Origin of the sequence: Cryptosporangium arvum DSM 44712 (assembly GCF_000585375.1) — a bacterium.
GTDB classification, from domain to species: Bacteria; Actinomycetota; Actinomycetes; order Mycobacteriales; family Cryptosporangiaceae; genus Cryptosporangium; species Cryptosporangium arvum.
Genome location: NZ_KK073874.1, coordinates 4,692,103 through 4,716,562 on the forward strand (window position 1 = coordinate 4,692,103; position 24,460 = coordinate 4,716,562).

The following is a 24,460-nucleotide window of genomic DNA, read 5'->3' on the forward strand; positions in this document are numbered from 1 at the left end:
CCTTCCGGGGGTGGGTCGTGCGCGCCACCGCGGGAGAGGGGCGGTGGCGGGAGTAGTCAGCGTTCGCGGAGCGAGGGATGGTCGGGTGGCAGCACGGTCACGACCTTGCGGATCAGGATTCCGAGACGACCGGCGATGCCCTCGGGCATCAGGAAGCACAGGGCGATCAGCACGGCGCCGAACAGGACGCCGGAGAGGGGTCCGGTCATGAACGACGAGGTGTAGTAGGGCAGGAAGACGACGGCGAACGCCCCGATCAGCGGCCCGAACTGGGTGGCGACCCCGCCGAGCACCAGGCCGGTGACCAGCTCGATCGACTTGAGCAGCGTGAACGAGCCGTCGGGGGAGAGCGCCCCGATGTACATCGTGAACAGCGCGCCGGCCAGGCCGGTGATCGCGCCGGAGACGCCGAACACGAGGATCTTCGTCCGGGCGATGCCGACGCCGCTCGCTGCGGCCGCGATCTCGTGGTCGCGGACCGTGCGCATCATCAGCCCGAACCGGCTGCGGATCAGGCCCCGGGCGAACAGCATGACGAGGACCAGGACGAACGCCGACAGCCAGAACATCCAGATGCCCCGCTGGGCCCGCACCAGCCCGGTCCACTCCGGGGGCGCCAGGTACCGGGAGCGCACGACCATGCCGGCCGCGCCACCGGTGAGGCCCTCGAGGCGGCGCACGATCTCCGGGAACGCGACCGCCACCGCGAGCGTGACGAGCGCCAGGTACAGCCCGTGGATACGCAGCGACGGCAGCCCGACGAGCAGCCCGAGCGCGAACGTCAGCAGCATCGCGATCGGGATCGTCGCCAGGGGGGAGAACTCGAGCTGCACGATGAGCACACCGGTCGTGTAGGCGCCGAGCCCGAAGAACGCCGAGTGCCCGATCGAGAGCAGACCGGTGTACCCGGTGACCAGGTTCAGGCCGATGATCGCGATCGCCATGATGAACACCGACGTGAACTGGCCGACGCGGAAGCTCGTCAGCTGCGAGGCCGCCAGAAGTGCGAGGGCGGCCACGACGATCCCGGCGGCGCGGATGCCGCGGTGCTCCCAGGAGCCTTCGACGATCGTGAAGCGGGCGGTCGTGCTCGCCGCGGGCTTCGCGAGAGTTGCGGTCGTCATACGCGCACCGTCCGGGCCGTGCCGAACAGACCGTTCGGGCGGATGAACAGGATCGCGACGATGATCAGCAGCGCGGAGGTCTGCTGCAGCTCGCCGCCGATGAACGAGACGTAACCCGAGAGCATGGCTTCGAGCACGCCGATCGTGATGCCGCCGACCACCGCGCCCTGGAGGCTGTCGAGCCCGCCGAACAGGGCCGCGGCCGACGCGGCGATGAAGATGTGGAACATCGTGGTGAGGCCGAGCTGCTCCGGCGCCAGCGGCGTGACCAGCACCCCGGCCAGCGCGCCGATCGCCCCGGAGAGGCCCCAGCCGATCATCAGGATGCGGCTGGTGCGCACACCGGCCAGCGCCGCCGACTCGGGGTTCGCGGCCACCGCACGCATGTGCAGGCCGATGCGGGTGCGCCGGAACAGCAGCGTCATCAGCACGACCAGGACGATCAGCGCACCCCAGACGCCCAGCGCGTCGCCGTAGAGCCGGGCGCCGCCGATGCTGACGTAGTCCTCGAGGCCGTTCGGGAACGGGCTCGGCATGATCTTGGTCTCGGAGTTCCACAGCAGACCGGCGAGCGAGTTCAACCCGGTGAACAGGCCCAGCGCGACGATGAGCACGGCCATGTCGTTCTTGCGCTGAACGGGGCGGATCAGCAGCCGTTCGATCGCGGCGCCGAGCACGAACCCGACGATCAGCGCGGCGACGATCGCGATCCACACCGGCGCGTCGAGCGTCGTCAGCCACCAGGCGACGAACGTGGTGAACAGCGCGAGCTCACCCTGGGCGAAGTTGAGCGTGCCGGTGGCCCGGTAGACCACGACCAGCGCGAGCGCCAGCAGCGCGTAGACCGATCCGTTGGTCAGACCGGCCAGGAGACGTTCGACGAAGAGCTCCACGTGAGGCTCCTAGTAACCGAGGTAGGCGCCGCGGACGGTGTCGTCCTCGCGGAAGCGCTCGACGGGGCCCGAGGCGGCGATCGTGCCGACTTCGAGCAGGTAGACGGTGCTCGCGATGTCCATCGCGAGTTCGGCGTTCTGCTCGACGATCAGCAGCGCGGTGCCGTCGGTGCGGTTGATGTCGGCCAGGGTGGCGAACAGTTCCTGCACGACGATCGGGGCGAGGCCGAGGCTCGGTTCGTCGCAGAGCAGCAGCGTGGGGCGGCTCATCAGTGCGCGGGCGACGGCGAGCATCTGCTGTTCGCCGCCGGAGAGCGTGCCTGCCTTCTGGTTCGCGCGCCGGCCCAGCACGGGGAAGACCGTGCACCAGCGCTCGATGTCCTCGGCGATCTGCTTCTGGTCCGTGCGCACGGCGGCGCCGACGCGGAGGTTGTCGAGGACGGAGATGTCGAGGGTGCCGCGGCCCTGGGGGACCAGGCTGATGCCCTGGCGCACGATCTCGTCGGGGCGGCGGCCCAGCGGTGCGCCGTCGAAGGTCGCGGTGCCGCGGCGGCCGATCAGCCCCGCGAGCGCACGCATCGTCGTGGTCTTCCCGGCGCCGTTGGCGCCCAGGACCACGACCACGTCCCCCTTCTCGACGGTCATCGAGATGCCGTGCAGCACGTCCCGGCCGCCGTACCCGGCGGTGAGGTCGCTGACGTCGAGCAGGCTCATCGCGCGGCCTCCGCGGACTCCGGACGCCCATCGGGCTCCGCGGCGCCCGCACCGGCTGCTGACTCGGCGGCCTCCGGGCGGGCGCCGGACTTCGCGCGGCCCAGGTAGGCGGCGACCACGGCCTCGTCCTCCCGGACCCCGGCGGGGGTGCCGTCGTAGATCTTCTGCCCGAAGTCGAGCGCGACGACGTGGTCGCTGATGCCGAGCACCAGGCCCATGTGGTGCTCCACCAGGAGTGCGGCGAAGCCGTACTCGTCCCGGAGCGAGACCAGGAGCCGGCCGAGTTCGTACACCTCGCTGTGGGTGAGGCCACCGGCCGGCTCGTCGAGTAACAGCAGCCGCGGTTCGGCCATCAGCGCGCGGGCCAGCTCGACGCGCTTGAGCGTGCCGAATGGCAGCCCGGCGGCGGGCCGCCCGGCCACCTCGACCAGGTCGAGCCGCTCGAGGATCTGCCAGGCGCGGGCCCGGGCCCCGGCGCGGCTGCGCGCGAGCCCTCCGGCGAGGGTGTTCTCGAAGACGGTGAGCGTGCCGAACAGCGCGAGGTTCTGGAACGTGCGCGTGATGCCGGTTCCGGCGAGCCGGTGCGGTGCGGTGCGCAGCAGGTCCCGGCCGTCGAAGCCGATCGAGCCCGCCGTCGGCCGGTAGATGCGGGTGATGCAGTTGAACAGCGTGGTCTTGCCGGCGCCGTTCGGGCCGATCAGCCCCAGGATCTGGCCGGGCTCGACCTCGAACGAGACCCCGTCGAGCGCCCGCACCCCTCCGAAGTGAATGGCCACCTCGTTGACCTGCAGCAAGGCGCCTCCCTGATGACACTTCAGTTAACGGTGTGATACGGATTACTACAGGAAGCAGAGCGAGTCGTCAACGACTCCGGACCGGGAGGGAGAGCGCCAGTGGACGCCGCGCTCCAGACGTTGCTAGCCAAGCAAGAGGTCCATGACCTGCTCGTTCGCTACCTCCGCGCGATCGACCGCGGAGACGTCGCCGCGTTGGAGGCGTGTTACCTGCCGGGGGCCACCGAGGATCACGGCGGTCTGTTCACCGGCCCGGCGAGCGAGTACGTCGCCTCGGTGCGGCGCACGATCACCCACCCGAAGGCCGTCAGCACGCACGCGCTGACGAACGTCCTCGTCGACGTGGACGGCGACACGGCCCGCGCCGAGTCGTACGTGCTGGCCTTCGCCCGGGTCCGCCGCCCCGACGGCCGGATCGGTGACACGCTGACCTCGGCCCGGATGATCGACGACCTGGAGCGGGTCGACGGGCGCTGGGGCATCCGGCACCGCGCGCTGCGGTGGGACTGGAACCACGACATGGAACCGTCCGAGGGCTGGGTGTTCGGCCTGCTCGGCGACGTCGAGGCGATGTCGCGCAGCGAGAAGTACCCGACCGACGTGCTGTACCAGGGGAGCCGGGCATGAGCGTTCTTCGCGGGGTCCCGGTCGCCGGGGCCACGGTCGTCGTCACCGGCGCGAACCGGGGGATCGGGCTCGCGTTCGCGCAGGAAGCACTCGCTCAGGGGGCGGCGAAGGTGTACACGGGTGTGCGTGACCCGTCCGCCGTCCCGGAGGAGCTGGCCGGCGCCACCCCGGTCCGGCTCGACGTGACCTCCGACGCCGACGTGACGGCCGCCGCCGAGGCGTGCGGTGACGCGACGATCGTCGTCAACAACGCGGGGCTGTTCACCGGCAACCGGCTGATCGAGGCCGGTGACCTCGACGCGGCCCGCGCCGAGATGGAGGTCAACTACTTCGGCGTGCTGCGGATGACCAGGGCGTTCGCGCCGGTGCTGGCCCGCGCCGGGCACGGGTCGTTCGTGAACGTGCTGTCGGTGGCGGCGATCGCGCCGACCGCGTTCATGGGCGGGTACTCGCCGTCGAAGGCCGCCGCGCTGAACCTCGGCGGCATCGCGCGGGCCGAGCTGGAGCGCTACGGCATCACGGTGACGTCGCTGATCGTCGGTTCGGTGGACACGCGGATGGCCTCGCACGTGGAGGGCACGAAGGAGGCTCCGCGGGAGATCGCCCGGACCGGGCTGGCCGCGATGGCCCGCGGCGAGTGGACGTGCGACACCGACACGCTGGCGGTCGAATCGCGGGCGCGCCTGGCCCGCGACCCGGTGCGGTACGAGAAGAGCCTCGGCAAGCTGCTGTTCGCGGCCGAGCTCCGGACCGGAAAATGACGATCCGGGTGGCGCAGTGGGCCACCGGCGCCGTCGGCAAGACGATCCTGCGCGGCATCCTCGACCGCCCCGACCTGGAGCTGGTCGCGCTGCTCGTCTACGGCGAGAAGAAGGTGGGCCGGGACGCCGGGGACATCGCCCGGCGGGCACCGACCGGCGTGACGGCCACCCGCGACATCGCCGACGTGATCGCGGCCGCGCCGGACGTCGTCGTGCACGCGCCGCGTCTGCAGATCCCGTACGAGAAGCACGACGCCGACCTGGTGCGCCTGCTGGAGGCCGGCATCAACGTCGTCACGACCGCCGGGCAGCACTTCCCGCGGGCCCACGGTTCCGCCCGCGAGCAGCTCTTCCTCGACGCGTGCCGGGCCGGCGGCAGCACGCTCTACGGCGTCGGCATCAGCCCCGGGGTGATCGGTGAGCGGCTCACGCTGGCGCTGACCGGCGCGAGCGTCACGCTGGACCGGATCACGATCGACGAGGTGCTCGACGCGCGCTCGATGCCCGACCCGGACTTCCTGTTCACGGTGATGGGCATGGGGTCGGACCCGGCGACGCTCGACGGGTCCGGGCCGCTGCCGACGCTCTACGGGCTGCTGTACCGGGAGACGATCGCGTACGTGTGCGCGCAGCTGGGCGTCGCGGTGGACGACATCGTGCCGGACCATCGCACCGTGCCCGCGCGGAGCGACCTGAGCGTCGCGGCCGGGACGATCGCGGCCGGCACGGTCGGCACCACCGAGTGGCGGTGGCACGCGCTCGTCGGCGGGAAGCCGTTCCTGACGCTGGCGATCATCTGGACCTGCGAGCCGGACCGGCCCGAGTACGCCGGGCGCGACCACTGGCGGATCCACCTCGAGGGCAAGCCCGAGATGATCATGACCCTCAACCTGGTCGAACCCTCCGAGGAGGGCGTGCGCACGACCGCCGCCCAGTACGTCACCGCCGGCCCGGCGTTACGCGCGATCGAACACGTGGTCGCGGCGCCGCCGGGAATCTTCGCCGCCCCGGTGTTCGGCGCGTACGACGCGGCCCGGGCCCCGCAGGCCCGACCGGCCGCGGCGCCGGTTTCCGCGGCGCCGGTCTCCGCGGGGGAGGGGGCGCGATGACCACGGTGCTTCTTCCCACGCCGGCGGAGTACGCGGACCCGCACTACGCGCTGCACGCGGACGGCACCCGCGTCGAGCGGCTCGAGGACATCACCCGGCGGCGGGCGGCGGCGACGCCCACCGCGTCGGCCGTGCGCACCGGGACCGCGACCACGACGTACGCGGAACTGGACCGCGGGGCCAGCCGGGTGGCGAACGCGCTGATCGGCGCCGGGGTCGCGCCCGGCGACCGGGTCGCGTACCTGGGTGAGAACTCCGCGCAGTTCCTCGCGACCCTCTACGGCGCGAGCAAGGCCGGGGCGATCCCCACCGCGCTGAACTTCCGGCTGGCCCCGCCGGAGGTCGACTACATCCTGCGCGACGCCGAGCCGGCCGCGCTCGTGCTCGGCCGGGGCCACGAGCACCTGGCGCCGGCCGCTCTCGAGGCCGGCGTCCGCCTGGTGGCGACCCTCGCCGACCCTCCGGCGGGGAGCGACCCGGCGGTGGTGGGGTACGACGCCTGGGTCGCGGCGGCTGCCGACACGGACCCGGGCTTCGCGCGCGACCCCGAGGACACCGCGCTGATGTTCTACACGTCGGGCACCACCGGTCACCCCAAGGGCATCGAGCTGACCGGCGCGAACCTCGGCCGGGCCGTCGCCGCGATGCACTACCTGCTGGAGCTCGACACCACCTCGGTGGCGCTGGCCCCGGTGCCGTTCTTCCACGTCTCCGGCCTGGGCCTGGCCCTGGTCGCGGCGATCAACGGCTCGGAGCTCCTGCTGCGCAACCCCACCTCCCCGGCCGACCTGTGCGTGATCCTGCAGGAGTACCGCGTCTCGCACGCGGTCGCGGTGCCCACCGTGATCCAGTTCCTGCTGACGCTGCCCGAGGTGCGCACCGGCGACTGGAGCGCGCTGAAGTACCTGGTCTACGGGGCTTCGCCGATGCCGGAGCCGGTGCTGCGCGAAGCCACCGGGGTCTTCGGCTGCAAGTTCCTGCAGTCCTACGGGCTGACCGAGTCGACCGGCGGCGTCACGATGCTCAGCCCGGCCGATCACCGCGCCGCGCGCAAGCTGCGTTCGGTGGGGCAGCCGATGCCGAACGTCCCGGTGCGTGTCGTCGACCCGGTCACGTTGGAGGACGTGCCGCCCGGCGTCCGCGGCGAGGTGCTCATCGGTGGCGGTCACGTGATGCGCCGCTACTGGCGCAACCCGACCGCGACCGAGGCCGCGATCACCCCCGACGGCTGGCTGCGTACCGGCGACGGCGGCTCGTTCGACGAGGACGGCTACCTCTACCTGCACGACCGTCTCAAGGACATGATCGTGTCCGGCGGCGAGAACGTGTACCCGGCCGAGGTGGAGAGCGTCCTCACCGGACACCCGTCGGTCGCGCACGTCGCGGTCGTCGGCGTGCCGTCGTCCCGGTGGGGCGAGACGCCGCTCGCGGTCGTCGTCCCCGCCGCCGGCCGGACCGTCGACGCCGCCGAGCTGATCGCCTGGGCCCGCGACCGGATGGCGCACTACAAGTGCCCGTCCGATGTCGTCCTCGTCGACGCCCTGCCGCTGACCGCGAGCGGGAAGGTACTGAAGACGTCTCTCCGTGGTCGCTACGGAGGCGCCCCCCGCTGATCGTTGCGACGATCGGGGCATGACCGGCTACCTCACCGACCCGCCTGCCTCGGCGGAGGGCGACGCGCTCTTCGCCGAGGACGAGGCCGACCTCGGCTACGTGATGAACGCGACGCGCCTCTGGGCCCACGACCCCGCCGCCGAACGCGCTCTCTTCGCGCTGATGGGGCAGGTGGCGGCCCCGGCGCTGGACCTCCGCCGCCGCGCGATCCTGGTCTCCGCGACCGCGTCGGCCTTCGGCGACCCGTACTGCTCGCTGGCCTGGGGCACCCGCCTGGCCCGGGTAGCCGGTGACGACGTGGCCGCCGCGGTACTCACCGGCGACGACGCGGCCCTGCCGGCGCCGGAACGGGCGATGGCGGCCTGGGCCCGCCGCGTGGCCCGCGCCCCCCACGCCACGACCCCGGCCGACGTCGACGCTCTGCGCGGGGCCGGCTTCCCGGACGCGGAGATCTTCGCGATGACCGTCTTCATCGCCCTGCGCCTGGCCTTCTCCACCGTGAACAACGCCCTCGGCGCCACCCCCGACCCCGACCTGCACGCCGACGCCCCGGAGCCCGTCCGGGACGCGCTCCGGTCGCTCCGGCGGTAACGCCGCTATCAGCTCCTGCTCAGAAACGACTCACGGTCCTCCGGCAACTGAACCAGCCCGGTGACCCGTCCGACATCGAGTATCTGATGGAGTGCCTCGACGGCGGTGAAGCGCTCCGATGGGCTCGACGCGGAGTCCACAGCGAGGTCACGAAGCCAGAGGCACTGATCGTGGCGAAGATCGTCACTCAGCCGCGCCTTCGCGAGGGCCAGTTCGCACCGCTCGTCGACGGTTGTTGCGAAATCATTTGGGACTCGTGAGATTGCGATGCGAGCCGGACCTGTCTCGGTGAGCTCGAATCGCATCAGCAACTCTAGTGCCAAGGCCCGATTCAGCGGAGTCGACGTAGAATCCGACGACATCTCGCCGAGGGCACGTCGAAGGGTCAAGCGGTGCGCGGGGGAACCGTCGTTCAGGATCCGCGCGGCCTGGCGCCGTGCTGCCGCCGGCACGGTGCTGTTGCGGACCAGGGTGCGCAGCGCGTCGTCGGCGGCGGGCCGATACCGAACGTCGGTAGCCGCGAGCGAGCGCAGAACACAGGCGCGGGTGAGGACGTCGAGGTCGCCGGCCGACGACAGTTCGCGAAGGAGGCGATGGCCTGATTCGCTGTGCGCACCGCCGACTTCTTCGAGTGCGACCGCGGCCATCCAGCGTGCAACCGGCTCCTGCGCCGGATCGCGGGCCAGCGAAGACAGCAGCTGAGCTGCCGAGCTTCGGTGCTCGAGGCGCCACGTCCCACACGTGATGAGGGACTTGGCGGCGAATACACGCTGCTGACTCGGTGTGGATTCGACGGTCGCCAGCTGGAAGAGCTTTTCCGCCGCCGCATTGTCGTCGTCAAGATCGAGAGCGTCGAGTGTGCTCCACACCTCCGTGACTTCCCAGGGGTCGGCGGATGGCTCAGATGTGCAGGCCCGCAGGCTCTCTCGCGCCCGTGCGCGCCCGGCCGGCCCGTACCGCGCGAGCGTTTCAGCTGCAGCACGTCGCTCCCAGACCCGAATCTGTTTGTCCGCGGCCAAGTCATCCAAGAGGTTGAACGCGCTCGTGTTCTCGTAGCGCGAAAGCCTCATGAGGTTTTCGGACGCGTAGTGACGCTCCCAGCCGGGCGCAGCCGCATCCAGTGCGACTCTGGTGAGCGTCTCCCGTGCCGCTCGATACTGCGGCGGGTCCCCGCCGGAAATCTTCGCTGCGGCGGCCTGCAGCAGTCCGTGGGCGAGAGGCGATCGGAGCGAATCGCCACTGGCCCGGAGGAGTTCGAGCGCGAGAACGCGGGCGGAGGGGCCGAGTCGCGCGAGCGCATGGGCCGCGTCGCAACGATGCCACGCGCGTAGGGACTCATCCCGGAGAATCGATGCCCAGGCCTCGATCGCGACGGGACGGGAATCGAGGCCGAAGTCGCTGAGCGCGGTGGCGGCACGTTTGCGTCCGTCGGCCTCTACCTTCGGGTTGGTCGCGAGACGGGAGAGTTCGCGTATCGCCCAGTCAAGTTGGGAACTGCCGAAGCGCGCGACGAAGCGAATGGCCCGCACGCGACATTGAGGAATTATGCTTACATCGCGAGTGATTTCCTTGATCGAACGGAGGGCCCGGTCGCGTGAGGCCCCGGGAAACCGCGCGAGGTGGATCGCTGCATCGACGCGAGTTTCGGCGCCGCATCGCGGGTCGACCGCGATTTCTTCGAGAACGGCGAGGGCAGTTTCGCGGTTGGCGCCGGGATAAGCGCAGAGATCCTGTGTCGACTCGAGTCGGTCGCGGCCGCCGAGCGTTGCATCGCTAACGATCGCGGCGAGTGCGCTCACGGAATGCGACCATCCGGCCTCGCCCCGGCTGGCGAGCGCTGAGATCGCGCGGCGCCGGGCAGTGGGAGGCAGGCTCTTGTCGTGGGCCAGCGTCGAAAGGCCCGTGATGAGCTCAGGGTCGGGAATCGTCCCGCCGCGGGTCAGGGTAGCTAGCGCCTCGATGCGGTCCTCTACCTGGGTACGTGGACTATCCGCTAGTTCACGTGCCACCGCAAGGGCACTGTCTCGGTAGCGGGGGCTGGTGCGAGCCAAGTCGCTCGCGGCATCGACCCGCACCGCGTCATTGGCGTGGGGGTGGACCAGCCTGCGGTGGAGAGCGTCCTCGACCGAACTCACGTCCTCTAGCGTCGCGTTGACGTCCGAGGAAAGGTATAGCGAGCCGGCTGGGAACTCCGCGCACCAGGTCTGGAATGCGATACCGAGTTCTGGGACCTCTCCCACATCCCAGTCAAATCCCCACCACAAGGATTCCGGCGGGTCCGTTGCGGCAATTCTGACGATGGCACTCCGGACGACCGCGCGAAGGGAACCTCCGATGCCGGCCATGTTGCCGAGAAGGAGCACTCCGAAATGAGTGACGTCTCCGTCGGACAAGGTGAGCGAGAGAATGTCTGTCGTGAAGGCCGGCTCGGCCAGCGTCCTTTTCACCAGCGCTGCGAGATCGTCTACCGGTACTTGGGGAAGCGTGGACAGTCTCTGCAGAGCCAGTAATCGCCGTACCCGTGGGGCGAACGGGTCAGTAGCGAGATCCGCCAGAATCTTATGAGCGACCCGCGATTGCGCCGGCCCGACGTCGGCGAGCAGATCGGCGGCGTGGAACCGTTGTTCGGTCGTGAGGACCGGGGAGGCGGCTCGTTGCTGTAACAAAGTGCCGGTCAAGGTCGCGAGGTCGGGTCGAGTCACCACCAGGGCGGCAGCGGCAAGCTCGATCTCCGAGTCGCTCGCGTCCACGTCCATCAAGGAACACTCGACCTGCGCCATCAGTTTGGCACTGATGTCCGGGCTGATCGCGACGACCACGGTGAAAGCGGCGATTCGCTCTTCGCGAGCCAACCACGTGTCGAGGAAAAGCCGCTCTAGCAATCGGGCCGCGTCGCTGGGATCAGCGTCCGTCCGCGCCAGCTCCTCTGCGGCTCGTCGTCGAGTCGCCGCTCTCGCTGTGGGCGACGCGGCGAGCCGGCGGTACTCCGCGATCGCGGAATCGGCGAATCGGGGGCCGAGCTCGGCGAGGTTGGAGGCCGCGGAGAGCTGCTCCGACGGCTCGACGCCGACGTCGGCGGCGATCTCACGAAGCAGGCCGGCGGCCGAGTGGCGGTAGGCAACCCCGAGCGTTGCTAGCTCCCGTGCGATCTCGCGCCGATCATCGGCGGAAACAGCGGGATCGCTGGCGATGGACGCGATTTTGATGGCGGCGGCCGGTCGGTGCTCCGGCAGAATCCGTGCCGCAGCGGCGTGTGCGAGAGCGCGGTCGTCGGCTTGCGCGGCGCTATTCCGAGTGACGGCGAGCAGCAGGTCGGCCGCGCGTCGTCGGTAGTTCCCGCCGAGCGACGCGAGCTCGTCCGCGACGGTTCGACGATGCCATTCGGTCGCTGCGGCGTCAGTCGCGAGCTCAGTCAGTATCGCTCCAGCTTCGTCACGATAGCCAGACCCGAGCTTTGCCAAGGCGACCGCAGCATTCAGACGCGCGGGCACGTCGAAGGCCGATCCGGTCGCGCGCTCGCGCAACGCGTCCGCTGCGACGGCCCGCCCGTCGTCACCGAGCCGTGCCAGCTCTTCTGCCGCCGCTCGATGCTCGTAGCCGGTAGCTCTGCGGGCAACCTCACTTAGTGTCTCTAACGCCCGTTCGCGCTCCGGTCCGCCGAAACGTCCGAGGACGGCGGCCGCGGTGTAGCGATAGTCCGACGGTTCGGAGGGACTGGTCCAGCCAATGAGCCGCTGCGTGAATTCGGCCCTCCGGTTAGGTAACCGCGTACGGAGCAGGTCGATGAATGCTATCCGGACCCCGATGGCAGCCTCTTCGCTCCGTGTCAGGGCGAGGAGTCGGTCGCGGACGACCGCATGCGCGGCAAGTGCTGCCACCGCGGGCACGGCATGGGTCAACCAGTCGCCTACCCGGACTCGGTCCTCGATCAGCTGCAGATAGCGGTCGCGCTGGAGGTCGGTCGCGGTCTTGGGTGCCTGCGTGAGTAGCCTGCCGGCGGCCAAGCGGTGCTTGCTGCTCCCTGCTTGGAGGCCGTCGATGAGCCCCGTCTGTTCGCCGCGTTCTCTCGCAAGTTCGAGATAGTGCACGAGTACACGAGTGCTGGGTTCGTCGGCCTGCAACAACCCTCGAAGATGCTTGGCGCACTGTGCGTCTTGCGGTCGAAAGGGGCAGGACAACTGTTTGGCTTCGGCGGTCGCGGCCAGGTGCTCGGCGAAAGTCTGGTGGACGAATCGGAGTCGGCCGGCGTCCCAGGTGAGCAGTGAACCGTGCTGGAGCCACTCCACGAGAGCCGACTGCCATCCGAGCGGAAGACTGAGCTGCGGAAGCTCTGCGCGGAACAAATTCTCGGCGACGTCTAGCAGCGGCTCTTCGGCAGTGGTGTACGCGATCGCCAACGTCTCGAGAAGCTTGGTCCGATGCTCGTCCACCCACTGGGCCAACGCGGGGCAGTCACCGCCCAGATCGCGAAACGCGGCGAGCGCCGCCGCCTCCTCCGCGCGTCGGTGCGGACCGAATTGGCGGAAGTATTCCCTGTACAGCTCGTAGCGGCTGGCCGGAAGCGAATCGTTCGGGTGAGCCTCGAAGACGCGGGCTGCGATTTCGGCGAGCAGTGGCACGTTCAGCGTCGTCTCTAGGCCTGCCTGCCTTACCTGCGCCAAGAACTCGGCTGACGCCTGTGGGCGGTGCGGCCAGCGCTCGGTGGGGAAGCGCTTCTCCGCGAAGCGTACGAGTGAACCCTCGTCGAAGGGCTGGAGTTCGTAGAGGCCGACCTGGGCCCCTTGGAGCCGGTCGAGCTCTCCCGGCGGCAACGGGCGACTGGTGACAAATAGGTGTGTGCCGGTGTCCGACTGCGTCATCTGCACTGCGAGCAACTGCAACAGCTCCTCGCGATGTTCCTGTGAGGGAATCTCGTCGAGGGCGTCGACGACGATCCACCAGGGATGGCTGCCGACACGGCCGCCGAACAGTGACGCTGGTAAGGGCGCGGAGAGCAGCCGCCGGTACTCGTCGTCGACGGTGGCCGCTACGGCTTCCTCCCAGGGGCGATCGCGGTGGGCGACGAGCGAGCGTGCACTGATCAAGACGGGAATGGGTTGGGCCTGGCGGCTCTCGTGAGTAGCGAGTAAGGCGGTCGCCCGTTCGATGACGATGTGTCGGCCCAGCGTCGTCTTTCCGAGACCGGCCCTCCCTTCGATCACCAGGTGTTCGTGTCGGTCGATCACGTCGTCGAACGGCTCGTCGAGGCCGGGCTGGCGGCGACGGGCATCCTCCAGCGGTCCGAATTCGGAACGGCCTGCTGCTTCGTCCCCCGGTCCGCGAGGTTCACGCGACTCGGTGGGAAGCCGCACCGACTGACGGACGTAGACACTCCCGAGCCCGATCGGAGAGGCGCCGCGGAGGGCACGCGGCAGCGTCTCGGCGTAGTGCAGCATTCGTCGTGCGAGTTCGAGCACGAGAGGGGGCAGCTCCTCGGGACCCGAGTCGTCATGTTCCTTGACCAGCTTTTCCGCGAGCAGTCGTAGCGCGTCGCATACGGCTGCTTCGAGCGCATCGTGCGTCGCGAACGTCCGGACGAGGCGTTCGCCCTCGCCTGAGACGCGGGCGAGGAAAGCCTCCTGCTTGTCGCCGTGATGACGGTTGGCACGAATCCAGGAGGCCGGCACCTGGGCGTCCTCGTCCAGGCGGAACGCCAGTCGTTTCATGCCCATAGTCCCCGCTGTCTCATACTCCAACTCCGTGTACGAGAGCCCCGAGCCGTCCGGCACGAGAGTGCCGTAGCGATAGCCGAGGAGTGTGACGTGGACATCGCATCCGCGGACCCGGCTCACAGAGACCTCGGCCGTGGAGAGATCCTCGGCGTCGAAAATGCTCATCTCGACCGGTACATGGCCTGCTCTGACCACCCCCGCGCACGCGGCCGCCAGATAGCTGCGATCGTGCGGATGGCTACGAAGCTCGGTGGTGTGCGAAATGAACACCCGCCAAGGACGGTCGACCATTCAAGCCCCCAACGATCCTGAACCACTGCCCCCTTGGAGGGACAGTTTGGCGGAGTAGGCGGCTGCTGGATGGCTGTCCACGAGGATCTGGCAGGAACGGCGGGTCGACGACGACGTTCGCGGCAGTAGGGACTCCTCCAAGTGGTGAATGAGGACGGCCGCGGTCCGCCACGGTGCGGTTATCGCCGGGATATCCGAATGCGCATACCGTGTCGCAACGCCGCGCTGGCTTGACTGCCCCCATGAGCCGAATCGCGATATACGGGTGCGGGCCGGACGAGGCGGATGCGTTCCGGGCGATGGCGCCCCGGTTCGGGGTCGAGCCGATCGTCATCGAGGCGCCGGTCGGTGCGGGGAACAGTGGGCTGGCGGCCGGGAGCCGGTGCGTCAGCGTCGATCACCGGACGCGGCTCACCGCGCCCGTGCTCCGGGCCCTGAGCCGCGCCGGTGTCGGGTACGTGTCGACGCGCAGTGTCGGGGTCGACCACATCGACACCGGGTTCGCCGCGCGGGCCGGGATCGTGGTCGGCACGGTGCCGTACTCGCCCGACAGCGTGGCCGACTACACGCTGATGCTGATGTTGATGGCCGTGCGGAACGCGAAAGCCATGGTGCTGCGGGCGGAGGTGCACGACTACCGGCTGAACGACGTGCGCGGGCGGGAACTGCGCGACCTCACGATCGGGGTGGTCGGCACCGGGCGGATCGGCTCGGCGGTGATCACCCGGCTGAGCGGCTTCGGTGCCCGGATCCTCGCCCACGACGTGGCCCGCGACGACTCGGTTCCGCTCGACGACCTGCTGCGCGAGAGCGACCTGGTGACGCTGCACGTGCCGCTCACCGCCGCGACCCGGCACCTGCTGGATCGGGCGCGTCTCGACCGCTGCAAACCGGGCGTGATCCTGGTCAACACCGCGCGCGGTGCGCTGCTCGACACCGAGGCGTTGCTCGCCGCGCTGGAGAGCGGCCGGGTCGCCGGTGCCGCGCTCGACGTCGTCGACGGGGAGGACGGCATTTTCTCCGAGGACCGCCGCGACACCCCGATCGGGAACAAGCCACTGCTGCGCCTGCAGGAACTGCCGACCGTGGTCGTCAGCCCGCACACCGCCTACTACACCGACCACGGTCTGCGCGACGTCGTCGAGAACACCCTTGTCAACTGCCGGAACTTCGAAAGCGGGGAGCAGTGAAGGTCGGAATTCTCTTCGGGGGCGCCTCGGAGGAACACGCCGTGTCGGTCAAGTCCGCGCGGGAGGTCGCGAAACATCTCGACCCGGCGAAGTACGAGCCGGTCTGGGTCCGGATCACGCCGGACGGCGCCTGGCGGTGGTGCGACGGGCCCGACGGGGACGACCGTGGCCCGGCCGTGCTCTCCCCGGACCGCGGCGACCACGGGATCCTCGTCGGCGGGCGCGACCCGGTCCGGCTCGACCCGGTCCGGCTCGACGTGGTGCTGCCGGTGCTGCACGGCCGGTTCGGCGAGGACGGCGCGATCCAGGGCCTGCTGGAGCTCTCCGGCATCCCCTACGCCGGCTGCGACGTGCCGAGCTCCGCGCTCGCCATGGACAAATCCCTCGCGTACACGATCGCCCGCGCCGAGGGGATCGCCACCCCGGACTTCCGGGTGCTCACCGACGACGAGAAGCTCGACGGGCTCACGTACCCGGTGTTCGTGAAGCCGGCCCGGTCCGGGTCGTCGTTCGGCGTCAGCAAGGTGGAGCATCCCGGCGAGCTGCCCGACGCGGTGCGTGCCGCCCGGCGGTTCGACCCCAAGGTGCTCGTCGAGGAAGCCGTCGCCGGCCGTGAGGTGGGGTGCGCGGTGCTGGGGAACGACCCCGACCTGATCGTCGGGGAGGTGGACCGGGTCGCGTTGACGCACGGGTTCTTCCGGATCCATCAGGAGGCGACACCCGAGACCGGGTCCGAGAACTCGGCATTCGTCGTCCCCGCCGACATCTCCGACGTGTCCCGGGCGCTGGTCCGGCAGACCGCGACCACCCTGTACCGCGCGTTCGGCTGCCGGGGCCTGGCCCGCGTCGACCTGTTCCTGACCGACGCCGGCACGGTCGTCCTCAACGAGGTCAACACGCTGCCCGGCCTGACCTCCTACAGCCGCTACCCGCGCATGATGGCCGCCGCCGGGGTACCGCTGCCGGTGGTGCTCGACCGGCTGATCGCGCTGGCGCTGGGCCGATGAGCGACCGGTTCGTGTTCGTCGACGAGTTCGTCCCCGGCGTCCGCTGGGACGCCAAGTACGCCACCTGGGACAACTTCACCGGCACACCGCTCGACGGGTACCTGGCCAATCGCATCGTCGGGACGACCGCGCTGTGCGCCGGGCTCGAACGGGCCCGGGCGGAGGCCGAGTCGTACGGGTTCGGGCTCCTGCTCTGGGACGGCTACCGCCCCCAGCGCGCGGTCGACGCGTTCCTGCGCTGGTCGGAGAAGCCGGAGGACGGCCGGACGAAGCAGCGGCACTACCCGAACATCGCGCGCGGGGAGATGTTCACGCGGGGCTACGTCGCCGCCCGGTCCGGGCACAGCCGCGGCGGCACCGTCGACCTGACGCTGTTCCACCGGGCCGGCGGGGAGCTCGCCGCGATGGGCGGCGACCACGACCTGATGGACACGATCTCGCACCACGGGGCCGACGGGATCACCGCGACCGAGGCGACCAACCGCCTGCTGCTCCGGTCGATCATGGAGGCCTGCGGGTTCCGCGCCTACGAGAACGAGTGGTGGCACTACACGCTCGTCGACGAACCGTATCCGGACACCTATTTCGACTTCCCGATCACGGTCGGTCGCGCGGTAGCCGGACCGTGACGCGCAGGCCGCCGCCGTCGCGGGGTTCGAGCCCGAGTGTTCCGTCGTGGGCCTGCGCGATGCTCTTCACGATGGCCAGCCCCAGGCCGACGCCGGCCTGGTCGGAGCGGACCCGTGCGGTGCCGCGGGTGAAGCGTTCGGCGAACGTGGCGACCCGCTCCGCGGCGAGCGGCTCGCCGGTGTTCTCCACCGTGAGCACGGCGCACCCGTCGTCGGCGGCCGTGTGCAGGAGCACCGTGCCGTCCCCCGGGCGGTTGTGGACGATCGCGTTGTGCAGCAGGTTCGTGGTCAGCTGCAGCAACAGCGCGGGCGAGCCGCGGGTGGGCGTCACGTCCCCGGTCGTCACCACGCGCACCCCGTGCTTCTCCGCGAGCGGCAGGAGCGTCTCGCTCGCTTCCTCGGTGAGCAGCGACAGGTCGACCGCGGCCCGGGGGAACGCGCGCTGGTCGGCCCGGCTGAGCAGCAGCAACGCCTCGGTGAGCTCGATCGCCCTGGCGTTGACGTCACGCAGGCGCCCGTCGAGTTCCCCGGCCGGCCGCTCAGGGTCGTCGCGGGCGACGTCGAGCAGGGTCCGCATGATCGCCAGCGGCGTGCGCAACTCGTGGGACGCGTTGGCGGCGAACCGCTGCTGTTCGGCGACGTCGGCCTCGATCCGGGCGAGCATCGCGTCGAAGCTGTCGGCGAGCTCCCGGAACTCGTCCGCTCGGCCCTCCAGCGCGATGCGGTGCGAGAGCGACCCGCTCGCCGCCCGGCGGGTCGCCTCGGTGATCCGGTCCAGCGGGGCGAGCATGCGCCCGGCCAGGACCCACCCGCCGATCAGGCCGAAGACCAGGAGGAACACCATCACCTGAGCGGCCCGGGGGAAGAACGCGACCTGTAGCGCGTAGCGGGTGGGGCTCATCAGCGCCCGGTGGTCGTGGACGCCCTCCGGCGGGTTGGGCACGTAGCGCAGCAGGAACACCCACACCGCGCCGAGCAGCAGCACGCCGACCACCATCAGGAACCCGACGTAGCTGAGGGTGAGCTTCAGCCGGACGCTCAGCCCGGGTCTCCTAGGCATCGATGCGGTAGCCGACGCCGGGCACGGTCGTGATCACCCACGGCTCGCCGAGGCGTTTGCGCAGCGCCGAGACCGTGATGCGCACCGCGTTCGTGAAGGGGTCGGCGTTCTCGTCCCAGGCCCGCTCGAGCAGGTGCTCGGCGCTGACGACGCCGCCCTCGGCGGCGAGGAGGACCTCGAGGACGGCGAACTGCTTACGGGTGAGCGCGACGTACCGGCCGTCGCGGTGGACCTCGCGCCGGAACGGGTCCAGGCGCAGACCCGCGAGCTCGCGCACCGGCGGCCGGCGGTACGCGCGGCGGCGGTCGAGCGCACGCAGCCGCAGCACCAGCTCGCGGAGCTCGAACGGCTTCGTGAGGTAGTCGTCGGCGCCGAGCGCGAAGCCCGACGTCTTGTCGTCGAGCCGGTCGGCCGCGGTGAGCATCAGGATCGGGGTGCCGCGGCCGGAGGCCACGATGTGCTCGGCGATCTCGTCGCCGGAGGGGCCGGGCACGTCGCGGTCGAGCACGGCGATGTCGTAGTGGTTGACGTCGAGCAGCGCCAGCGCGGTGTCGCCGTCCCCGGCGACGTCGGCGGCGATCGCCGCCAGCCGCAGCCCGTCGCGGATGGCGTCGGCCAGGTAGGGCTCGTCCTCGACCACCAGTACACGCATGCTCCCAAACTACGAGCCGGTGCCTATCGTTCGTGTATCGAGAGCTCGGAGAGCAGGTCGCCGGCGTCGTCGACCCGGCGGCCGCACCTCGCGGTCACGGCGTGGGTGACGTGAAACGGCGCCGGTAGGACGTCGGGGTGGTGGCGTAGGCGGCGACGAAGTTCTGGCGGAACGTCACGACGCTGCCGAACCCGCACGCGCGGGCGATCCGCTCGACCGGCCAGGGGGTGGCCTCGAGGAGCCGGCGGGCCTCGTCCAGCCGGCGGGCGAGGAGCCAGCGGGCCGGGGTCGCACCGGTCACCTCGGCGAAGCGCCGGGTGAGGTTCCGGCGGCTCATCCCGGCGTGGCCGGCCAGGTCGTCGAGGCTGAGCGTGCGGTCGAGGTGGGCCAGGGCCCAGTCGATCGTCGCGCCGAGTTGCCCCACCCCGCCGGGCTCGGGGATCGGCCGGTCGACGTACTGCGCCTGGCCGCCGTCGCGGTGCGGCGCGACGACCAGGTGCCGGGCGACGGTCGACGCCGTGACCGAACCCAGGTGGGTGCGCAGCACGTGCAGGCAGGCGTCGATCGCCGACGCGGTCCCGGCCGAGGTGAGCACGTCGCCGTGGTCGAGGTAGAGCGCGGACGCGTTGACCTCGATCGCGGGGCGCCGCCGGGCGAGCTCGGGGCCGGCCGACCAGTGCGTGACCGCCGTGCGGCCGTCGAGCAACCCGCTGTCGGCGACCGGGAAGGCGCCCAGGCACAGCCCGGCGATCCGGGTCCCGCGGGCGTGGGCGTCGCGGACCAGCGTGACCAGGGCGTCGTCGGCCGGGCGTAGATCGGTGTGCCAGGACGGGAGGACGAGCAGGTCGGAGCCCGCCACCACGTCCGGCCCGGCGACGTCGCCGATCGTGACGCCGTCCGCGGTGCGGATCCGGTGCCCGTCCGACGTCCAGACCGTCGTGTCCCAGCCCACCTCGCCGAACACGAGCAGCGGCGCCGCGAGGTGGAACATCGTGATGCCGTCGAAGGCGTGGACCGCGATCCTCATTCTGGCCCGATCTCATCGATGGTGGTCTTTCGTGCCACTCACGGTACCGGCCCGGCCGGACGCACGATCGGGACATCACCGACCGAGAGGGAGCTGTGCCATGCGACGAGCGTTGATCGTGGTCGACGTCCAGCAGGAGTACTTCGACGGCGCGTTGCCGATCCAGTACCCGCCGCGGGAGGAGTCGCTGGCGAACATCGTCCGCGCGCTCGACGTCGCCGCGCAGCACTCGCTGCCGACCGTCGTCGTGCAGCACGAGTACCCCGAGGGCGCACCGGTCTTCGCCGCCGGGTCGGCGGGCTGGGCCCTGCACCCCGACGTGGAGAAGCGGGCCGACCCGGCGTGGAAGCGGGTCACGAAGAGCAACTCGAGCGTCTTCGCCGGCACCGACGTCGCCGCGTGGCTGGCCGAGCAGCAGGTCGACACGATCACGATCGTGGGGTTCATGACGAACAACTGCGACCTCGCGACCGCGGTGTCCGCCGAGGAACTCGGGCTGACCGCGGAGGTGCTGTCCGACGCGACCGGCGCCATTCACCTGTCGAACGCGGCCGGCAGCGTCTCGGCCCGGCAGCTGCACGAGACGCTGCTGGTGCTGCTCGACTCCAACCTCGCGTCGGTGGCGACGATCGAGGACTGGGTGGCGGCGGTGGAGAACGGCGAGGCGCTGCCGGCCACGGATCTCGGCGGCTCGGCCGCCCGGGGCCGCGAGACCTTCGCCTGACGCCCGCGCGGCGGCAGCGGCCGACGGGGCCTCAAGCCGGGCTGACACCCGCGATCGTCAGCCGCAGCAGGCGGCGGGCCTCGGCGGCGCGGTCCGGGTGGTGCTCAGTGGCCAGCGCGATGCCGGTCACCAGGTGGAGCAGGTCGCCGATCGTGACCCCGGGCGTCAGCGTCTCCGCGGCGCGGCGCACCAGCGGGTCCCCGGCCCGGGTGAGCCGCGCGGTGGCGCAGTGGTCGTGGGGTTCGTCCGGGTCGGCGACCGGGTCACGGTTGAGGGCCTCGGCCACGCCCCGGGTGGTGGCGGCGAACGTCAGCACGGCGTCGAGCCAGTCGACGAGCGCGGCGCGGGGCTCCGGCTCGTCGGCCAGCTCACGCGCCCGCGCGGCCAGCGCGTCGATCCGGCTGCGGAAGACCGCCTCGAGCAGGGCGTGGCGGGTCGGGAAGTGCCGCCGGACCGTGCCCGAGCCGACCCCGGCGGTGCGGGCGATCTGCTCCAGCGACGCGTCCGCGCCCTCGTCGGCGACGGCGCGCACGGCCACCTCCAGGAGCAACGCGTAGTTGCGTCGAGCGTCGGCGCGCACGGGCACCCCTCCCGGTTGCTAAGTGGCGGACCCCGCCGTATGTTAGCCGAGAGGAAACGGCGGGCCCCGCCGTTTAACCGTGGATCCCGAAGGAGGAGCGCGATGTCCGCTCCCGTTCTTGTCGTCGGCGCCACCGGGCAGCAGGGTGGCGCGTCCGCGCGGGCCCTGCTCGCGGCCGGTGTCGGAGTGCGTGCGCTGGTGCGCGACCCGGCGAAGGCACCGGCGCTCGCCGCGCTCGGGGCCGAGCCGGTGGTCGGCGACCTGCGTGACCGCGACTCGCTGGCCGCCGCGGTGGCCGGCGTCCGGGCGGTGTTCTCGATCCAGATGGCCGAGGTGAAGGACGGCGCCTACGACTTCGCCGGCGAACTGCGGCAGGCCGGGAACCTGATCGACGCCGCCAGGGCCGCGGACGTCGCGCAGTTCGTGCACACGTCGGTGTCGGGGTCGGACCGGCTGCGTGCCGCGCCCGGCTACGAGACCGGCCGGTGGTCCCCGATGGAGCCCTACTACGCCGCCAAGACCGGGATCGAGAACCGGGTGCGCGAGGCCGGGTTCCGGTACTGGACGCTGGTGAAGCCGGCCTTCTTCATGGAGAACTTCCTGCCCTCGGCGCGGTACCTGCTGCCGCGCGGCGTCGAGGGCGGCCTCGCGACCGTGCTGCGTCCGGCGACCCGTCTGTCGCTGGTGGCGGTCGACGACATCGGGGCGACGGTGGCCGCCGCGATCGCCGACCCGCGGCGGTTCCACGGTGTCGAGCTGGAGCTGGCGAGCGACTACCGGTCGATGACCGAGATCGCCGCGGCGCTGTCCCGGGCGACCGGCGTGCCGATCACCGCGCCGGACCTGACCGAGGCCGAGGCCCTGGCCGCCGGGATGCCGCCGTACGCCGGGCTCTCGCACGAGCTGCTGAACGTCGCCGGCCAGCCCGCGCGCCCCGAGTTCGCCCGCGCGCTAGGAATCCCGCTCACCACGTTCGACGCGTGGGCCGGCGAGCGCATGGCGGCGGCGGACGCGGCGTAGCACGAACCAGCCCGCGGCGAGCACGACCACGAGCGCCACGACGAACCACTGGTAGCGGCGCAGCGTCGCCTCGACCTCGGGGAGATGACCGCCGACCAGGTAACCGGCGGTCGTCCAGGTGCCGGCCCACAGCGCGGCGCCGATCGCGTCGAACACGACGTAGCGCCGCCACGGCATGCCGGTGGCTCCGGCCACCAGGCCACCGAGCTGACGCATCCCGTCGACGAACCGGGCGATCGTCACGACCACCGACCCGCGCCGCGACAGGAACGCCTCCACCCGGTCGAGGCGCTGCTCGGTGAGGCGCACGTACCGGCCGAAGCGCAGGATCAGCGGCCGGCCGCCCTTCCGGCCGATCCAGTAACCGATGTTGTCGCCGGTCACGGCGGCCGCGAACGCGACCAGGCCCACGCCGACGACGTTCAGCTTCCCGGTTCCCGCCAGCCCCGCGGCGAGCACGACCGCGGTCTGGCCGGGGGCCGGGATCGCGAAGCCCTCCACCGCCACCAGCACCGCCAGGCCCAGGTAGCCGTAGTCGCTGACCAGGGCGGTGATTGAGTCCATCGTCCCTCCCGCGGGAACGATAGCCGCCGCCGTGGTCAGGGCCGCGGGTGCACCGGGACGGTGTCGTCCCAGGGCTGGCGGGTCACCAGGTCCGCGACCCGCACGTAGCCCCGTTCGAACTCGCCGGTGGCCGCGTCGACCAGCCGGTACTCCTGCCGCTGCCGGTGGATCGGCTGCGCGTCGACGAGCACGACCCGGACCTCGCCGGGCGCGAAGCCGCACCGTTTCTGGAGCGCGGCGACGAGCTGTTCGTTGTGCAGGTGACCGTCGCCGAAGTTCCAGCCGACCGCGGTGCTGCACATGCGTTCGCCGTCGACCAGGACGTAGCCGGCTTCGTCCCGGTCGGCCAGCGCGCGGTGGGCGAGCGTGAACATCGCGCGCCCGTGCGAGTTGAACGAGCGGAACGCGTAGCCCATGTACAGGTACAGCTGCGCGGTCTCCGGGCTGCCGTAGTACCGCTCCAGCTGCGCCTGCGGCATGCTCGCGATCGAGACGACGTTGGCCTCGATCTTCGCCGACGCCGACGGCGTGACGCACCACAGCGTGGTGTCCCAGTTGCCGGCGTAGTACCGCATCCCGGGCAGGAACGAGACCTTCCGCGGCGCGAGGTTGCCCACCACCACGACGGCCGCGAGCACCGCGAACAGGAGCACCGGCAGCGGGGTGGTCAGGTCACCGGGCCCGACGCCGGGGTGGCCCAGGAACAGGGCGACGACGCCGAACATCATGAACACGTTCCACTCCAGCGGCACCCCCATCGGGATCGACGACAGGATCGCGAGGTGGAAGCACAGCAGGACGACCGCCGCCGTGGTCTTCAGCGGACCGCCGGGGGCGAACAGCAGCACCAGCGGGACCAGTCCCTCGACCGCGGTGGCGACGTGCGCGAGGACCCGGGACGGCCGCCCGGGGCGCAGGTCGTCGGGGAAGTTCTCGAAGAACCGCCGCTTGATCCACTTCGGGCGCAGCACCGGGTTGTTGCTCATCATCGTCGAGATCACGAACGGGAAATGCTTGTTCAGCTTGGACGTCGCCGCGCCGAGCCAGATCGCGACGCAGACCAGCTGGGCGGCGACCACGAGGTCGACGCCCGACGCGGTGGCGAACAGCGTGGCGACGGTGAACGACCCGTACACCTCCCCGCGGGCGGCCAGGAACACCACCTTGTCGCGCAGCCCGAGCACGGCCAGCAGCCCGACGACGACCCAGACCTTCGCCGCCGGGATCACCCCGACCGACGAGCCGAGCTCCGGCATCGGGCCGGTGCCGTCCGAGGCCAGGGCGACGACCAGCGCCACCAGCAGCGCGGCGTAGAGCAGGACGTCACCGGCCGTCCGGGTGTCGCCCCGGGTCAGCGGTACCCGCCCCGGCCACGGGGGCAGCCGGATCGTGCCCGGCCGCAGCCAGTACAGGGCCGAGCCCATCGGCGGCACGAACCGGTTGTTGAGCGGACCGAACCCGCAGCCGAGGCCGACCACCTCGAACGCCAGGGTGTACAGCACGACCTTCTGGAAGACGATCGGCTCGGCGTACCAGCCGCCCACGTCGGTGAACCCGTCGATCCCGCCGGTGCCGACCGCGATCGACCAGCCACCGAGCACGTAGAGCAGGATCTTCGCGACGTAGAACAGGTGCAGGACGATCGGCGTCCCGAACCCGACCTCGGCCCAGTGCCGCGCCATCGGCCGGATCTTCTCCGACCGGGTGCCCCGGCTCCACTCCGCGAAATCGACGACCGGCGCGTCCTGCTTGAGAAACCCCACGGACGTCTCCGATCG

At 71.0% G+C, this 24,460-nt stretch carries 21 protein-coding genes; 10 read left to right on the forward strand and 11 right to left on the reverse strand.

Annotated elements, in window-relative coordinates; genetic code table 11:
* Positions 1-56: 56 nt before the first annotated feature.
* Genes CRYAR_RS21020 through CRYAR_RS21035 form a run of 4 tightly spaced genes read right to left on the reverse strand, consistent with a single transcriptional unit; the run spans position 57 to position 3,525 of the window.
* Positions 57-1,124, reverse strand: coding sequence for a branched-chain amino acid ABC transporter permease (locus CRYAR_RS21020; RefSeq protein ID WP_035853567.1), 1,068 nt, complete (start codon positions 1,122-1,124; stop codon positions 57-59).
* On the reverse strand, positions 1,121-2,017 hold the full coding sequence (locus CRYAR_RS21025; protein ID WP_035853575.1) for a branched-chain amino acid ABC transporter permease: 897 nt from the start codon (positions 2,015-2,017) through the stop codon (positions 1,121-1,123). Before CRYAR_RS21025 ends, CRYAR_RS21020 begins: the two co-directional genes overlap by 4 nt.
* A gap of 9 nt (positions 2,018-2,026) precedes the next feature.
* Positions 2,027-2,731, reverse strand: coding sequence for an ABC transporter ATP-binding protein (locus CRYAR_RS21030; protein WP_035853586.1), 705 nt, complete (start codon positions 2,729-2,731; stop codon positions 2,027-2,029).
* Entirely contained in the window at positions 2,728-3,525 is a 798-nt protein-coding gene (locus tag CRYAR_RS21035; protein ID WP_063725740.1) for an ABC transporter ATP-binding protein, read from the reverse strand. The genes CRYAR_RS21030 and CRYAR_RS21035 overlap by 4 nt, the downstream gene beginning before the upstream one ends.
* Positions 3,526-3,624: 99 nt before the next feature.
* Between CRYAR_RS21035 and CRYAR_RS21040 the strand changes: the two genes are divergently transcribed.
* Genes CRYAR_RS21040 through CRYAR_RS21060 form a run of 5 tightly spaced genes read left to right on the forward strand, consistent with a single transcriptional unit; the run spans position 3,625 to position 8,227 of the window.
* A complete protein-coding gene (locus CRYAR_RS21040; RefSeq protein WP_035853592.1) occupies positions 3,625-4,152 on the forward strand; it encodes a nuclear transport factor 2 family protein in 528 nt (175 codons plus the stop codon).
* A complete protein-coding gene (locus CRYAR_RS21045) occupies positions 4,149-4,913 on the forward strand; it encodes an SDR family oxidoreductase (protein ID WP_035853605.1) in 765 nt (254 codons plus the stop codon). The genes CRYAR_RS21040 and CRYAR_RS21045 overlap by 4 nt, the downstream gene beginning before the upstream one ends.
* Positions 4,910-6,022 carry an NAD(P)H-dependent amine dehydrogenase family protein gene (locus tag CRYAR_RS21050; protein ID WP_084700766.1) on the forward strand — a complete coding sequence of 371 codons (1,113 nt, stop codon included), beginning with the start codon at positions 4,910-4,912 and terminating at the stop codon, positions 6,020-6,022. Before CRYAR_RS21045 ends, CRYAR_RS21050 begins: the two co-directional genes overlap by 4 nt.
* On the forward strand, positions 6,019-7,635 hold the full coding sequence (locus CRYAR_RS21055) for a long-chain-fatty-acid--CoA ligase (protein WP_169745070.1): 1,617 nt from the start codon (positions 6,019-6,021) through the stop codon (positions 7,633-7,635). Before CRYAR_RS21050 ends, CRYAR_RS21055 begins: the two co-directional genes overlap by 4 nt.
* A gap of 19 nt (positions 7,636-7,654) precedes the next feature.
* Complete coding sequence (locus CRYAR_RS21060; RefSeq protein ID WP_035853612.1) at positions 7,655-8,227, forward strand: carboxymuconolactone decarboxylase family protein; 573 nt, start codon at positions 7,655-7,657, stop codon at positions 8,225-8,227.
* A gap of 8 nt (positions 8,228-8,235) precedes the next feature.
* Here the strand turns inward: CRYAR_RS21060 and CRYAR_RS21065 are convergent, their stop codons facing one another.
* Positions 8,236-14,229 carry a DUF4062 domain-containing protein gene (locus tag CRYAR_RS21065; RefSeq protein ID WP_084700768.1) on the reverse strand — a complete coding sequence of 1,998 codons (5,994 nt, stop codon included), beginning with the start codon at positions 14,227-14,229 and terminating at the stop codon, positions 8,236-8,238.
* Positions 14,230-14,471: 242 nt separating this feature from the next.
* On the opposite strand from CRYAR_RS21065, the gene CRYAR_RS49695 reads away from it, so the two are divergent.
* Genes CRYAR_RS49695 through vanX form a run of 3 tightly spaced genes read left to right on the forward strand, consistent with a single transcriptional unit; the run spans position 14,472 to position 17,055 of the window.
* On the forward strand, positions 14,472-15,419 hold the full coding sequence (locus CRYAR_RS49695; RefSeq protein WP_063725741.1) for an NAD(P)-dependent oxidoreductase: 948 nt from the start codon (positions 14,472-14,474) through the stop codon (positions 15,417-15,419).
* On the forward strand, positions 15,389-16,426 hold the full coding sequence (locus tag CRYAR_RS49700) for a D-alanine--D-alanine ligase family protein (protein WP_425389397.1): 1,038 nt from the start codon (positions 15,389-15,391) through the stop codon (positions 16,424-16,426). The genes CRYAR_RS49695 and CRYAR_RS49700 overlap by 31 nt, the downstream gene beginning before the upstream one ends.
* Positions 16,423-17,055, forward strand: coding sequence for a D-Ala-D-Ala dipeptidase VanX (gene vanX / locus CRYAR_RS21080; RefSeq protein ID WP_035853645.1), 633 nt, complete (start codon positions 16,423-16,425; stop codon positions 17,053-17,055). Before CRYAR_RS49700 ends, vanX begins: the two co-directional genes overlap by 4 nt.
* Here vanX and CRYAR_RS21085 read toward each other — a convergent pair.
* From CRYAR_RS21085 to CRYAR_RS21095, 3 genes are all read right to left on the reverse strand, one after another.
* Complete coding sequence (locus CRYAR_RS21085) at positions 17,024-18,115, reverse strand: sensor histidine kinase (RefSeq protein ID WP_035853650.1); 1,092 nt, start codon at positions 18,113-18,115, stop codon at positions 17,024-17,026. The genes vanX and CRYAR_RS21085 overlap by 32 nt on opposite strands.
* A complete protein-coding gene (locus tag CRYAR_RS21090) occupies positions 18,108-18,767 on the reverse strand; it encodes a response regulator transcription factor (protein WP_035853661.1) in 660 nt (219 codons plus the stop codon). Before CRYAR_RS21090 ends, CRYAR_RS21085 begins: the two co-directional genes overlap by 8 nt.
* 94 nt (positions 18,768-18,861) lie before the next feature.
* Complete coding sequence (locus CRYAR_RS21095) at positions 18,862-19,794, reverse strand: GlxA family transcriptional regulator (RefSeq protein ID WP_035853672.1); 933 nt, start codon at positions 19,792-19,794, stop codon at positions 18,862-18,864.
* A gap of 100 nt (positions 19,795-19,894) precedes the next feature.
* Here CRYAR_RS21095 and CRYAR_RS21100 point away from each other — a divergent pair, with 100 nt between their 5' ends.
* Positions 19,895-20,518, forward strand: a complete 624-nt coding sequence (locus tag CRYAR_RS21100; protein WP_035853678.1) for an isochorismatase family protein — start codon at positions 19,895-19,897, stop codon at positions 20,516-20,518.
* Positions 20,519-20,549: 31 nt separating this feature from the next.
* On the opposite strand, the gene CRYAR_RS21105 is transcribed toward CRYAR_RS21100, so the two are convergent.
* Positions 20,550-21,098, reverse strand: coding sequence for a TetR/AcrR family transcriptional regulator (locus CRYAR_RS21105; protein WP_211247568.1), 549 nt, complete (start codon positions 21,096-21,098; stop codon positions 20,550-20,552).
* Positions 21,099-21,200: 102 nt separating this feature from the next.
* Between CRYAR_RS21105 and CRYAR_RS21110 the strand changes: the two genes are divergently transcribed.
* Entirely contained in the window at positions 21,201-22,118 is a 918-nt protein-coding gene (locus CRYAR_RS21110; RefSeq protein WP_035853691.1) for an NmrA family NAD(P)-binding protein, read from the forward strand.
* On the opposite strand, the gene CRYAR_RS21115 is transcribed toward CRYAR_RS21110, so the two are convergent.
* Together CRYAR_RS21115 and CRYAR_RS21120 are read right to left on the reverse strand one after the other, a co-directional pair.
* A complete protein-coding gene (locus CRYAR_RS21115; protein WP_035853696.1) occupies positions 22,050-22,682 on the reverse strand; it encodes a DedA family protein in 633 nt (210 codons plus the stop codon). The genes CRYAR_RS21110 and CRYAR_RS21115 overlap by 69 nt on opposite strands.
* Positions 22,683-22,717: 35 nt before the next feature.
* On the reverse strand, positions 22,718-24,445 hold the full coding sequence (locus tag CRYAR_RS21120; protein ID WP_035853697.1) for a DUF3556 domain-containing protein: 1,728 nt from the start codon (positions 24,443-24,445) through the stop codon (positions 22,718-22,720).
* Positions 24,446-24,460 lie beyond the last annotated feature (15 nt).